This is a genomic window from Paraglaciecola sp. 25GB23A (genome assembly GCF_040012495.1).
GTDB lineage: Bacteria > Pseudomonadota > Gammaproteobacteria > Enterobacterales > Alteromonadaceae > Paraglaciecola.
In genome coordinates this window covers 932093-946732 of the sequence record NZ_JBDYKM010000001.1, presented here as the reverse complement: position 1 = coordinate 946732, position 14640 = coordinate 932093, and the positions used below count along the sequence as shown (strand labels likewise).

Below are 14640 nucleotides of genomic sequence, written 5' to 3'. Positions count from 1 at the left end.
CCCCTGCCCCAATTTAGTTAAAAGTGTATTATGGTGCGCCAGTAGTTGATATGACTTGGTTAATTGACAGTCCGCTCTGCACCTAGCCTTGTTCCATAGAAGTAAAGCACATCAAAGGAATTGTACTGTTACGATATTCAATATCCGGCTTAGAAGTTTAGAGGATTTAGAGACGCTAATCGTAGGTTCGAGTACCTGATAATGACATAAAATTAATGTATCTGCTGTTTAACTACGATACATATATTAACTATCAGAACCTTTTTTATTGCTGATGGTTTTTGGCATCAATAACTTTCAATATATTTTGATTAAAAACTTCAAAGGTAGGCGAATGAATTATCCTTGGTTCAAACAGGCAAATAACATTTTCACTGGTGTTCTTATTATTCAGTGGGTGGCGGCAATTGTCATCGGTATTTTTACAGACACCCTGTTCATTGGTGCAACTTTAGGTACGCTTATTGTTGCTCTGCCTTTAGTCATGACAAGAGTAAGTCCCTACAGTCAAAGCACCAGACATATTGTCGCTATTGCGACTCAACTCATTACTGCCTTGCATATTCAGCAGGTTATGGGCTTGACTGAGATGCACTTTGAAATATTTACTATGCTTGCTTTCTTAAGCATTTATAGAGATTGGAAAGTTATTGTCACCGGGGTTGTTGTGGTGGCGGTTCATCACTTCCTGTTTTTTGCACTACAAAGTTCTAGCTCTGGTGTCTATCTTTTTGAGGATGGTCATCTCACCTATGGCATGTTGGCGGTGCACGCTTTCTTTGCTGTCGCAGAAGGAATTGTGCTAGTCATTTCTGCAATTAGTTCTGAAACTGAGTCTAAGTCAGGGTACGCCTTAAGTCACTCAATCGATGAAATAGTCGGCACTGATAAAATATCTATTAGAAAAAGTGTTGAGGGTAATGGCAAATCTATCAAAGACTTTAATCGCTTAATCGAGTCAATGCGCTCTTTAGTGTTAAATCTGAAATCAAGTGGGGACAATTCAAAGCAGCTATCTAACAGCTTATCCGAGAGCTCAGAAGTCTCAATGGTCAGGGCAAAGGAAAACCAAAGTGAAGTTGAACAAATTCGAATATCTTTAGAACAAGTCAGTTTGGCAAATGCCGAAGTATCGAGAAGTGTGGTTGGTATCGATACGCTCAGTAAAGAAGCGAGTGCAGGTACTAAAAGTGCTAAAGGTATTATTGACAGAAATTCAAACGATGCAAAAAACTTAAAGTCTGATATCGACACAGCTTCTGCTTCAATCGCTAGTTTGTCGTCTATGTGTAATCAAATTGATACTGCTATGGCGGCAATTAAAAGCATCTCTGATCAAACCAATTTACTCGCTCTAAATGCTGCCATTGAATCAGCAAGAGCCGGTGAGCATGGTAGAGGATTTGCTGTGGTGGCTGACGAAGTTAGAACGCTGTCTGTGAAAACAGGTCAGAATGCTGAAGAAATCGGTAAAATAACTAAAAAGCTAATTGATGGCGCTATTGATGCCGTAACGGTTATGTCAACTTGCGCAAAACGAGTTGAAGATAACGTGGTTGGCTCAACTGAAGCCAGCAAAAGCATTGGTGAAATAAACACTCTGATTGATAAATTAAGTCAAAACACCAGTTCTGTGGCAGCTGCATCAGAAGAGCAGTCTATGATGTCTGTTAGCATATCTGGATCAGCTAAAAGGTTGTCAGATTTAACCAACCTTCAAGTTAAAGATATTGAAGCTAATCTATCAGAGCTAATGGATTTAAAAGGTGAGATAACTGGACTACACAATGAACTCGCGAAATTCGAAGCCTAAATAAGTGAAAGTAAGTCACAAAGCCCTCTTGGTGATCATTGTCCCTCTATGGTTGATGATCTCGCTGATTGGGCTTTTTTATGCCAGTAAAAGTAGTGAAAAACCTTTCGACCCTACCTATGCACTTTATTACGCGGCTAATCAGCCTGATTTTGATAGTCAAATTAATAACATGCTCTTTGGTGCCCTGCATGCTTCGTTGAATAACGTGGTCGTGCACATTACAAGCAAAAGTGACTGCCTTTGTCAGCTCACTGCTTCCCGCCATATTAAATCGATCAAGAACGCCGTTGAGACTATGGGCAAAAAGAATGAAACGGTCTACATCGAAAATATTATAGGTTTATCTAATATACTAACGAGCACACCAGCCATCGCAGTGTTTGATGCTCACGGAAATCTGAGTTATCTAGGCCCCTATTCAACGGGCATTGGATGTCTTTCAAGTAATGGCACTGTTGAGCCTTATCTTGCTAGTAAAAACACCTTCGGTGCAATCATTCCATTGGAATCAACCGGTTGTTATTGCCAAGTTTGATGTATTTAGCAATATAGTTGCCGAATACTTTGACCACAAAATCTATGAGAATATGTCACTAAACGGCTGTCATAGGCAATTGTTAATGCTCAGACATCTAACACAAAATAAGTTACATACTCAGTGCTGACCATTCCCTAATTATGTCACCCATTGATATATTTTTCTTTTGTGGTCTCTGCAGTTATGTTTGTGGGAATCATCAATTTATATCTACTCTTTAATACTTTTTTATAATTTTACCCGGCGGCACTGCCATAAGACACCAGCAATATTAGCAAAAGCCCCACAAGCGCAACCATTATTGTGGTGTCAAGAATGTCCATTGTATGGTCATTTTCTAATAGCGACGCTAGGGTATGTAAGGTGGGGAAGAGAAATATTAACAGTAGAATATTTGGCACTGAAAACAAAATAGGTAAATCGGCATGATTCGGGTTAACAAATGCTTGGTAGTACGCAATGGCAAGAAAGGTAAAAGGTACAATTAAAAACATTAACTGGGCAATGCCACCAAAGGCATTTGCCAAGGCTATTCCGTATTCTTTTTTACGATGCGACGTCCATAAAATCACATATTCACTCATACCAGCAAACCCTGCAAGGATCATTGCCGCAACTATGCCACTGAGGCCCAAATCCTTTATGGCCAATGAGGCGAAATCAGCAATACTTTCGCCGCCCAAAAAAGCCCCTAAAACACCCAACATAAGTAACAAAATAATCTGTCCAATACTGCTTCGTTCGACATTTTTGAAGGCCAGTAGTTGGCGCTCTAACATTTCGTTTTCAGTTAATTTTAGAGTCGTTTGGACTTCGTCTTCCTCTTTTCCAAGATCTCTCACTAACTTATAAAGATACACCACAAAAATCGCCAATAGTAAAAACGCCATCACGGCCAAATCAATGGCTTCAAACGCTTGTTTAGGGTGGCCCTTCGAAGAAAAAATCAACATAACAATGCCCATCACCAAACCCAATGCACCACCAGCAATTAACACTTGAGTGCCGGCATCTGTTATGGGTTTAGGCATTAGAAATTTGCCCTTACAGTCTTTAGGCAAAAAATAAGAATAAATACTAAACACCAAGGCATTGTTGTAGATGGTTATCATGGCAACGATAAAAGCTGTTAGTGGGCTGACTGGCACAAGGAAGCCAATGACCACAAGCTCAGGTAAAGTAGACAATATCTCTGATACCGTGCCTGCTACATAGTGCGTCCAGCCCATTCTCGCAGCAAAACGCTCAGTGGCAGTGACCAAAATCTGGCAAGCAACTTGAATAATAAGCAGCCCCACGACCAATGAAAATATGGCTTCAAGGTAATGTGGTAACTCAATTGAATTGTAATCGAGTAGAAATAATCCTAGCCATAACACATAAGCTATGACCATTCGTCTTATCCAGGGAGGAGTTTGATGAGTACCAAGATGAGTTGGTCGACCTAAATGTAAAATAGATAATCTGTCAGGATCGATGCCTGCTTTACGCAAATATTTATGCAATGCTGACGGTGCGCCAGGTAAACCTGCGGCGACTTCGGGTCTTACCTGTTCTGCACGTTCAGACTGGGAATGAGTTGTCGTATTTTTCAATAGAGCCTTCTGTTCAACTAAGCATGAATAAAAATTAAAGAAACAAGACCCACGATAATTGTTTAGCACAGAAATCACAAAACAAAACGTTAAGGCAGAGAAGGAGTAGATAGGTAAAGCACTAAGTACAAATGGACCGCCACCAAGGAGAAAAACAAATGGGCAAGTTACCAAGAATGCTTATTCATCGCCCTATAGGTGGGCTATTTAGGCCCGAAGCTTCTGATTAACATGTCCTGTTAATTGACACTCAATATCCCGACTTACCCAAAGGCATCAATCTTGATAGAAGTCTCTTGACCTTATCGATTGACAATATTTCACTTTCTTCGGGTAGAGTATATCGGCTGCCAGGATAAATTCGACATTCAGCTTCTTTCTCTTCTAATGGTAGGACAATTTGTATGATGGGCCTTCCACTATCCTGAGCTAAGCGCAAAGTCGTATTGGTCCCCGCTAAATGGTGGCTGGGTAATTGAGATTTGCCTTCTGTAGTAAGTACGATCAATACATCGATATTTTTCACTAACAATTCTGCACATTTAAAATGGGCTTCATCTCTTGTTTCTGCTGATCTGGTATCTCCCTCTAGTTCGATTAAATTACCTTCTGCTTGGCGCTTAATCTGTTCAATGAATGTATTGAGTGCCAACCAATCGATTTCATTTTCTATTTTGGTGCGTGATGCTTCATACATCCCTTTTTTACAGTCTTGTAGTAAAAACGGCAAAACAGCCGCGTATTCTAGCTTAGCTTTACCTTGCAGACATGAGCTGACCTCACCTGTCATGGCTAATCGATCGGCACCTATTGCTAGTGAACTGGTCAGTCTTAATGTGAGTACTTGAGATTGCTTTAGATCGTCATGTTTTTGGGCTGTTTGCTTGTTTTGAATATACGAGCCTAGCTCTGTGGAGATAGTTAAAAGGACATTGCATAGAGCTAATAACCCGCTACTTAGTTGTTGTTCATTCAAGGCTCGAGGTCCGGCAATACCAATTCGTAAAATCCTTGGTGCTTTGGGGCGATTAGCCATGCCCTCTTTAAGACCTAATATTTCTGCTTGTAATCTATCTTCAGCAGTAATTTCTGTCACTGAGATAGGTTCCTTGACGAATTGATTAGCTCAACGAGTGCTGGCAACAAGTCCAGAGTATCAATATCTTTTTGTTGCTCTTCATTCGATAGTTCTTCCCAATTGATCAAACTAGGAGAGCGTCTTTTTACCGGATCTTTATTGCCTGAAGTATATTGCCAACCCGCTAATTTTTTCTCCGCTACCCATCGCTGATGCTCCATTTTAGCTAGTATCGCTTTGGTTTCACTAGTCAAAGCAGTTCGAACCTCAGCGACCGTTGGAAAGGTATTTCCAGTTAGAAAATGACATTTGATCGCCGCGTGGTCTGCTTGGTTACGATTAGCTTCTTTTAATACTTCGGGTAATTCATCCCACGATACCAGTGATGAATTTTGTGCCGTGGTTTCACCCTTAGTAAGCTGTTGTGCAACATAATTGTTGTGAATGACAATAGCGATACGATCAAGGCGATTTTCAAATACATCATCATAATGACAAATTGCACTATTAACATCGGCAAAATGCACATTGTCTTGCTTGGCAAACTCCCCCTGCAACCATTCAAATGAACGCTGATTATCCGTTTCGCACACTACTATTTGGGCCTCGAATAACTGATCACAAACACTCTGAAGGGCGAGCAACTTATCGCCGGTTTCAGCAGCACAGATATAAATTAGATTCGGCGCAATATCATTTAACTGCATTTGAAAATGCTTATCGTCATAACGAGTAAGCACGACTGCTTCTAATGTGATGAGCTCTTTGATGGCTGGGTAATGGGTTTGCAAATCGGCGCAAATGTGCGAAGCCTTACCTCCAACAAGCACGATACGAATTTTGTCAGAAAAACCATAAATACCAATTTCAGCTAACCTCAGTATAAGCTCTGCGGTGAATATATTGTCACTTAAGATAACAATGCTAAAGGCCTTCAACTGAGCAATATTGTTAACCACTTTATGTGGTCCAAATTCATTTAGTAACCAGCGTGCTGAAACAAAATTATAATTTATTGTTCTGGTCGTGAGTGTGTTGTGATTGGTGGCAAATAAAGGCCGATTATTTAATGCATGTAACAAGGTTCGATTATCTATTTGGCAAACACTGTGCAAAGTGGGCCCATCTGATGCGGTTTGTTTTAAGCGAAACACATCATAAATGATATTTAAATTCACCGTATCTAATGGTGTGCAGGCAAATAAATATGACGCTTTTGATATATTAGTGGCGCTTAATATTCCGGTATCAGCTGGATTTTCTATCATCATATTGATCTTGTGCTTTTTTAGTTCGCCCCAGTACTTATTATATTCATCATCATCAATTACCACGGTTTTAAAGCCATGTTGTTTAAATGAAAGTGCAATATTCATACTGCGGTTATTTAAACCTAAGACCACAGCATGACCACTTAGGTAGCGCAGTCTAAATCGCTGTATATGATTCTGCATTAAAGACATTAGGGTTTTTATTAGGGTATAGCTTAAGGTGGCTGGGGCAAGCCATCGGGCAATATCTAGCGATAAGGGTAAGGTGTCTTTGGCAAAAAACTGCATGAAAAAAAGATTTAACGATAAATATGCAAGATCGCTAATTGTGGTGGCGGTATGTTGTAAGGCGTAATAACTATCATAACCCATCATTCCCAACAAAAAAGCGACGACTGCCAATACAACAATGACTACTCTTTCTAAGTAAGTAAATACAGTCTGTGTTTGAGTAATAGCCAAAATAAATCCTTTTTACATTAGTATTTGGACAATGGTTAATGCTTAGCATAGGCCATGATGCTAGCAGATTAAATCACAAAAGCATCACAATCATCCTTGGTTAATCCGTTGCCCTAAAACTGACCTTCATTGATTTTAATAGATCTTGATCAGTAATAACTAATTTTTCAAGCTGTTGTTTTTTTGCGCACATTTTGACTTGTCGAACGCCAAACTAAGGACTATTGTAGTGATAACAACATTACTCGGGTTTTATTTGCTATGGAAAAGCTACTTAAATATTTCACTGCGCTACTGTTTATTATGTCAATGCATGGAGCGGTTTATGCCAATATTATAGGTGTATTGACTGAGTCCTCTGCCATTGGCACATTTAGAAACGATGTCGATGGAAACCCCATAACTGTCAGTTTTTCAGGTGCACAGATCAGCGAGGAATTTGGCCAGTCAGGCTTTGGTTCTTCAGCTTTTTTTGATACGACTTCGCGTGTTGGTGTTGGTATAGTCGAATTCCAGAACGGCAATGGATCTTACGGTGAACAGGTACAGTCTGTATCGCGCACTGTGGTGGATATTTCATTTGAAAACACTAGCAATACCATAGTACGACCAACCTTAAATTCACAAATTACCCCTGCGGGTTTAGGGATCTTTGTCACTAATTGTAATGGTTACCAAATGCGGTCATGCAGCTTGCGTGATGATGGAGATTATGACTGGCAAGATGTAGGTAATGTTGTCCCACCTGGTGAGGAAGCAGTAGGCAGTCGTTTTGATTTCAAAGTCGTTTCAGGTGAAGATATTTTATTTCAATTAAGCGGCGGACTATCACTGGTTATTGGCGAAAATGGCAACCCAAACACTATTGTAGAAGATTTTTCCGAAATTGAAGACTTCCTAACAAACTTTCGTCGGACATCGCCAGATGGTAGCGTACAGCAAATCAGTTACGACTGGGGGGCAACCGATTTTATTGTTGAGTTTCCAGAGTCACTGATGCTTGCACCAGGTGAAATTGGTAATTTATCTTATATTACCGAGGTCACCACTTTCTCCAACGCATTTTGTTTTGATGTCGGGCGAGCCGCTTGTCCGCTTGCCTATGGTGCTTTTGGTGATCCGATTGGCCGCGGCGGAGATGCTGGTACTCGAGGTTTAAGCCGCTTACTTGCAGCCCAGTCTTCAAGTAGTTCACCTATTAGTGGTGTTAATAGTGGGCTGTATCAGTTCAACTTACCCACATTTGAAAACGGAGAGCTTGGTTTTCGCGCTATCAGCGGCCCAGGCATTGCACCGGTAGAATCCGTACCCGAACCTACCCACTTATTGATGATGTTTGGAATGGTATGCCTCGCGATGTGGCGCAAACGCCAATTGAAGTAGGCTTAACATGGCAGCGCTAGAGAAGAGGCAAACGGACGAGCCTGCCTACCGTGCCTTCATTAGTTATAGTCATAGCGATAAAGCCATTGCTAAGTGGTTGCATAGCGAATTAGAGCGTTACCGCCTACCCAAAAAACTGATTGGTAATCATACAGCTCTGGGGCCTGTTCCTAAACGGCTATCGCCTATTTTTCGCGACGTGGATGAACTGCCAGCAAGTGGCAATTTGGGCACAGAATTGCAAGATGCTCTAACTCGTTCGTTGTTTTTAATTGTTATTTGTTCCCCCGCCTCTGCTCGCTCCAAATGGGTAAACGAGGAAATCCGCCAATTCAAATTGATGCACGGTGCAAACAAGGTTCTGGCACTTATCGTAGACGGCGTGCCAAACGCAACTGCAGATACCATGAATCAGGAGTGTTTTGCACCCGCACTCAAGTTTACTGTCGCACCAAGTGGTGTGTTAACTGAAGTGCCCAGTGAACCCATCGCAGCAGATCTGCGCAAGAGCGCAGATGGAAAACGGCTGGCAAAACTAAAACTTGTCTGTGGATTAACAGGACTGCGACTTGACGATCTAGTTCAGCGCGAGGCGGCGCGGCGCATTCGCATATTAGTGCAAGTGAGTGTGGTGTCTGTGGTGGCGGCTGTATTTGCTGTGGGGCTCGCAATTTATGCTAATGACCGCCGGCTCGAGGCTGATAAACAGAGAACGATTGCTGAACAGGAATCAGCCACCGCTCGGGCAGTCTCTGATTTTTTGGTTAAAACCTTTGCCAGCGGAAATTCTGTTCAAAAGAATCCCAATACTATCACTGCAAAGTCGATCCTCGATCGGGGCGCACAAAGGATCACCGTTGAATTACAGGACCAACCGCTGGTTCAAAGCCGTCTGTCAGCAACCATTGCTTTGGCTTATAATAATTTAGGACTTTTTAATCAAGCAATCGATTTAGTGAATACTACCGCAGCGCGTTCTGGGGTAGAACATGCAAATGTAATTTCAGTTAAAGCTGAATCTCTGCTGCGACTGGGTGAGTTAGATGCGTCTATGGAGGCCGCTAAATACGCCCAAGATCTGGCCGCACGAGAACAACTGGGTGCCTTTGATCGCGACTCTGCCAAAGTTCGCGCAGACGCAGCCCGCATTCAAGCAAGAATCTACTATAAACGGGGCCAATATGATGCGGGGTTGAAGGCATTTGGACGTTCGCTGCACGAGTTAGAGAATATGCCACAGCCTAATGACCTAGATATAGCAAATACTCTGCAGAATCGAGCATTACTCTTATCAGACGCAGGTGAAATGGAATGGGCGACAGCCGATCTTGCCAGAGCAAAGGTGTTGGTGTTAAAGAGTGGCGAAGGTCAGGATATTCTGCTGGGACAAATAGCACTGGCGCAAGCACAAGTTAACTTTCTGAGTGGTAACTTAGAACCCGCACTCGAGCAAATAAAGACTGCGATCGCTGTTATGCAAGGCATTCTGGAAGATGATAACCCCACTTTAGCCGATGCGCTGTCTATGCAAGGGCAAATATTACATGCCATGGGCATCTTAGATGAGGCAAAAAAAGCGTTAACTCAAGCGGTACACATTTACACAAAAGCCTACGGTGGTCGCCATTACCTAAGCGGCATTGCTGAGGTGTATTTAGGCTTGATTGCAGGCGATCAACATGATCTGCCAGCGGCGCTTGCGCATTTTGATGAAGCAAAACTTCACTATGATGCCAGTTATGGGGAAGTTCATGCTAACCACGGTGATTTATTGGTCAACCGTGCCACCGTTCTTGCCTCGGCTGGCGACATGGTGCGCGCCAACCAAGACTGCGAAGAAGGAATGCGTATTCTGGTGGCCACCCTTGGCGAAAAAGCCGCATTCACTCAGCAACTGCAAGCCGTATGTGATGAGCTAAAAAAGCAATAAAACCGCCTAATATTTAGGCCTTGTAGGACCGACTTCAGTCGGGAAAAATCAACCACCTCAATTAATTGCAACAACTCAAATAAAAATAACGCCTGTCTTTTTATGAATTTGGCCCCAAAAACCCTATTTTGCCTCATTCCAAAAAAAGCTTAGGCTTAAATAATACCTACTCCATCCTACAATTATCTTATGCCCCATTGTAGGACCGACTTCAGTCGGGAAAAATCAACCACCTCAAAACGTTTCCTTCAACAAATTCAGCATATCGGCGACTGATAATTTGGTAGCGACTTCGTTGCCTTCCAACAAGGTGTCAGCCAAGTCACGTTTATGCTGATGCAGGGCGACAATTTTTTCTTCTATAGTGTTTTGTGTAATCAATCGGTAAATAGTCACTGGCCGCGTTTGCCCGATGCGATGGGCACGGTCGGAGGCTTGCTCTTCTACTGCCGGGTTCCACCAAGGATCCATATGTATTACATAGTCTGCGGCGGTTAGATTCAAGCCTGAACCTCCGGCTTTTAGACTGATTAAAAAAATATCGCCCTCCCCGCTTTGAAAGGCGTTAACCCTTTCTTGCCGCTGTTTATGCGGGGTTGAGCCGTCGAGATATTGATAGCTAAAGCCTTTGGCTTCAATGTGTTGTTTGATTAATTGCAGGTGGCCCACAAACTGACTAAAAATAAGGGCTTTGTGATTATTCAGTTTCAGCTCTTCGAGTAATTCATCAAGGGCAGCGAGTTTAGCGCTGGGTATGTTGGTTTCGGCCATGACTAATTTTGGGTTACAGCAGGCTTGACGCAGTTTTACTAATTCGGCCAGCATTCTTATGCGTTGCTCACCCACATTAGCTTGTTGGTCGTTTTGGCTAATATTGTCTATGGCAGTGAGTCGCAGAGCTTCGTAAAAATCGCGCTCTTGGGCACTCATTTCTACTCGAATATTAATGTCGGTACGGGAGGGCAATTCTTTTAATACTTGGTTTTTCATGCGCCGTAAAATAAAAGGTTGGATCAAAGTTTTTAGACCTTGGCTGGCTCTGCGTGCAGCAAGTGGATCTTCTTTAGCATTTTCAATGGGTAGAGCGTAACGTTCAGCAAAGCGTTTTATGTTGCCCAGTAAGCCGGGGTTAATAAAGCGGAATAAGCTCCATAGTTCGCTTAGATTATTTTCAATCGGCGTGCCGGTGGTAATCATCTTAAAATCACCTTTTAACGCGAAGGCCGCTTTGGTGCGTTTGGCTAAGGGGTTTTTCAGGGCTTGGGCTTCGTCGGCAACGATGGTATGCCACTTTACTTGTTTAAGTATGTCACTTTCCCGTTGCAGCAGTCCGTAACTAATGATCACGCAATCAAAGTGACCTAGTTCGTTTAACAAACCTTCGCGTTTTAAAGTCGTCGCGGAGTCGGCAAATAGTTTCATATTCAGCGTAGGGGCAAACTTGAGGGCTTCTTGTTGCCAGTTAAAACACACCGAGGTAGGTGCAATCACTAAACTTGGTCCTTGGCTGGCCCGTGACAGCAAAATAGCTAGGGCTTGCAGCGTTTTACCCAAGCCCATATCGTCGGCTAAACACGCCCCTGCCCCCCAATGAGCAAGACGCGATGCCCAGTCAAACCCCTCTAATTGATAGGTGCGTAACTGCGCTTGAAAAGTCGATGGAATTAGCGGTGTAATGACATTAGCCTGATGCATTTTTTTGGTTTGCGCATCCCAAGCATGAATGGTTTTCATGCGCATACCGCTGGTCGCTTCTTCCATTTGCAAGCTGGCTAAGGGGTGAAACTTACCCTCGTCAGTGATTTGGTTAATAAGCTCTAGTTTATGCCGTAAGTCTGCAGATAAGGCCAGTATTTGCTCAGCACCGAGTTCGATAAAACGACCATTACTGGTTTTGACTAGTTCCAGCAGTTTACGCAGTTCAAGCACTTGTTGATTGTCTATTTGCAAGTCGCCACTAATATCAAACCACTCATTTTTTTGACTAAAAGCAAGTTGTAGATGCTGGCTCTCTAACTTTTTGGATAAGGATATTTTTTTGCCTTTTGGCCAGCGTAGCACCAAGTCGAAAGCTGCTTGACCAACGGCTGTTTCTAACTGTTCTAGGGCTTCTAGCGCAGTTTGAAAGTCGTCTAATACTAAGCTGTTATCTGGCATCGTTAAAAAGGTAGGGCACACTTGGTCAAGCTGATCGAGCAAGCTTTCTTCGCGCACTAAGTCCCGTTGAGTTGCCAAACGCCGACCATTGATATCGGTAGTTAAACTGGCACTCCCCACCCCAGGTTTAAAAGCGGGGCCTTGTTCGCCAAATGGCATCACAACGCAGGTAAATGCTAGGCCATTTGGCGTGGGCTGAATATTTACCACCAAATTGGCATCACATTCATGGTTTTCCAAGCCCGTATCAAGTTCGGTTATATCTGATTGAATATTCAAAAACGAGGCAATTGCCGCGATACCTTCCAGGGCTTTTTGCTTAGCACTGATGGGAATGAGCAAACCCGACTCGCCAATGATCTGGGCCACTTTGATATGCTCAGCTGAAAATACCGTAAGCTGATATTGCCTAGCGTTAATCGACTTAAAATCGTAAGCCGCTCGTCCTTCGTATTCCTCTATATCAAAAGGTAAATCAGCAATACTCAAACACAGTTGCTCACCTTGTTCACTCACCAATAATTCTGGCTCACGCTTGATGATCTCTATATTTTGGCTCAAGTCGTCACCGTGGTATAAGTTGTCTATACCCACTGAGGCTTCGAGTGCCGATAAGCCTTGCAAGCTATATTCGGTTTTTGAGTAATAGCCCCAATTTTGATAAACATCAATGGCGCGGCAGAGCCTTTTGTCGCTGTCACTTAAGTAGTCGAATAGTTCGGTTTCTTCTTTTAGGCGTTTAAGTGAAACGGGTCGTCCTTTACTCCAGCCTGATTTACTCAACTTTTGCTCACGGGCCGTTATATTATGGCCATAACCTGAGTCATATTCCCAAATTAAACGCACAGGTTTGCTTGGGGTTTCTTTAGTATCTTGCTGATTTTTTTCGGTATTTGGATTGAGGGCAATGAGTTTATCAAGGGCCAAGTCCCACTCTGACTTAGTCGTGATCAAGGTGGTGACATCAATCAATTTAGCCGCATCATTTGAACTTGAATCGAGCTTTTTGTTGCTCTCTTTATTACTAAAGAAAGCTGCCATTTGCTCACATAGTTGTGCAAACAGAGAGTAGTCAAGTTGCGCAAAACCAGCGTGGTATTTTATGGCTAATCGCGTCAGCACAGAGTCTTTGGCCTTATTACACCATAGTTGCGCCAGTAGATAATTTAAATAACTGAGTTGATGGGAGAAGAAGTCAATTTCTGCATCCATGCGGTGATATTCAATATTGATATTATATTTTACACCAGTGGACAAACAGTGAATCGGTTTAACGAGGCCTTGTCCAAGATGGTAAAAATTACTGTTAACTTTACGATCACTCTCTTCAAACTCCACTTGTTGCAAAGCAGAAGTAAAATAACTCACATCCTGTTGATTGGCTTGCACCAATAAAGCCAATTTATACATGTAGCCTAAGAGCTCATTTAAATATTGTTTTTTGCGTTTAGCGATTTTGTTTTTAGCCATTATAGCTTGTTCAAAATAGGCAATGGCTTGCTGGTTGTCGCCGGTTAAAAAGCAATAAGCACCTTGTAACTGCAAACCATAGCTACTGGTGTCTTGGGCAAACTGTAAACGTTCAAAATCTTCAAAACGCAGTTGATACAAATACTGCTCAGCCAGTAAATGCTGACAGTCGATATTGTCGGCGGGGCCATTGCTATCTATATGCGCAACGCACACTTGCTCTAATAATTTAACTGGGTAGTTAAGGCTCTGCCCTTGCCTTTGAAAGGAGCTAATCAAAGTGGCAAACGCTTGGTATTGTATTACCTTGGGTAATTGCAAAAACCTAGGGAGGTCAAAGGGTAAAAAGAGTAATTCAAGTAGTATATGGTTTTCCGCATGGTCGACCACTTGTGGATTTTTATTGAAGTTAAAAGCTCTTGCAAGCTTGTCGCTTGATTTTAAAAAATACAGGTCTCGAATCACTCTTTGTTTATCAACTACTTTGTTTTGCCAGCTGTGACTGTTGACTACTGGCACAACCTGTTCGGCGGCATTTATAATTTCAAGTAACAATGACTGTGTTTGCTTCAATGTCGTTGACGCAAATAAGCTGTGAAACTGAAATTGCTCTATTTCAGCACTTAGCCGGTTTGCCAGTAATCGATTTAACTGTAAGCCCTCTCTGTTTGACACCAACAGTGATTGTTTAGTCAGCAGATCCCGGCTTTGCTTACTTAGCCAATATTCCTTTTTGGCATCGGGTAATAAGCCTCTGTTTTTTAATACATCAATGACATCCTCTAACTTTGTTATACCAATAGGTTTGTACACCACAGCCAAAATCAATAAGTTGATTTTTTCAGATTCATGTAAGGCTGAGAATGCATGATATAAAGATTCTATTTGTTGATGGATGGGTGACTGAATTAAAGCAGCAAGCTTCATAGTAGGGTGATTC

General features: G+C 42.3%; 8 protein-coding genes. 4 read left to right on the top strand and 4 right to left on the bottom strand.

Annotated features, from left to right (window positions below; all coding sequences use genetic code 11):
- The first annotated feature begins 334 nt into the window (after positions 1-334).
- The gene (locus tag ABKW31_RS04055; RefSeq protein ID WP_348614920.1) at positions 335-1813 is read left to right on the top strand and encodes a methyl-accepting chemotaxis protein; all 1479 of its coding nucleotides are present in this window, start codon (positions 335-337) and stop codon (positions 1811-1813) included.
- Between the two features lie 4 nt (positions 1814-1817).
- A complete protein-coding gene (locus tag ABKW31_RS04050; protein ID WP_348614919.1) occupies positions 1818-2351 on the top strand; it encodes a DUF6436 domain-containing protein in 534 nt (177 codons plus the stop codon).
- A gap of 239 nt (positions 2352-2590) precedes the next feature.
- Here the strand turns inward: ABKW31_RS04050 and ABKW31_RS04045 are convergent, their stop codons facing one another.
- The 3 genes from ABKW31_RS04045 to ABKW31_RS04035 all read right to left on the bottom strand — a co-directional run bounded on the left by ABKW31_RS04045 (position 2591) and on the right by ABKW31_RS04035 (position 6760).
- Complete coding sequence (locus tag ABKW31_RS04045; RefSeq protein WP_348614918.1) at positions 2591-3949, bottom strand: hypothetical protein; 1359 nt, start codon at positions 3947-3949, stop codon at positions 2591-2593.
- Positions 3950-4199: 250 nt separating this feature from the next.
- Positions 4200-5045, bottom strand: a complete 846-nt coding sequence (locus ABKW31_RS04040; RefSeq protein ID WP_348614917.1) for a hypothetical protein — start codon at positions 5043-5045, stop codon at positions 4200-4202.
- Entirely contained in the window at positions 5042-6760 is a 1719-nt protein-coding gene (locus ABKW31_RS04035) for an NAD-binding protein (protein ID WP_348614916.1), read from the bottom strand. The genes ABKW31_RS04040 and ABKW31_RS04035 overlap by 4 nt, the downstream gene beginning before the upstream one ends.
- 261 nt (positions 6761-7021) lie before the next feature.
- Here ABKW31_RS04035 and ABKW31_RS04030 point away from each other — a divergent pair, with 261 nt between their 5' ends.
- Together ABKW31_RS04030 and ABKW31_RS04025 are read left to right on the top strand one after the other, a co-directional pair.
- Entirely contained in the window at positions 7022-8143 is a 1122-nt protein-coding gene (locus ABKW31_RS04030) for a hypothetical protein (protein ID WP_348614915.1), read from the top strand.
- Between the two features lie 7 nt (positions 8144-8150).
- Positions 8151-10073, top strand: coding sequence for a TIR domain-containing protein (locus ABKW31_RS04025; protein ID WP_348614913.1), 1923 nt, complete (start codon positions 8151-8153; stop codon positions 10071-10073).
- Positions 10074-10307: 234 nt separating this feature from the next.
- Here the strand turns inward: ABKW31_RS04025 and ABKW31_RS04020 are convergent, their stop codons facing one another.
- Positions 10308-14627 (bottom strand): DEAD/DEAH box helicase, encoded by a 4320-nt coding sequence (locus ABKW31_RS04020; RefSeq protein ID WP_348614912.1) that lies wholly within the window; start codon positions 14625-14627, stop codon positions 10308-10310.
- Between the last annotated feature and the right edge of the window lie 13 nt (positions 14628-14640).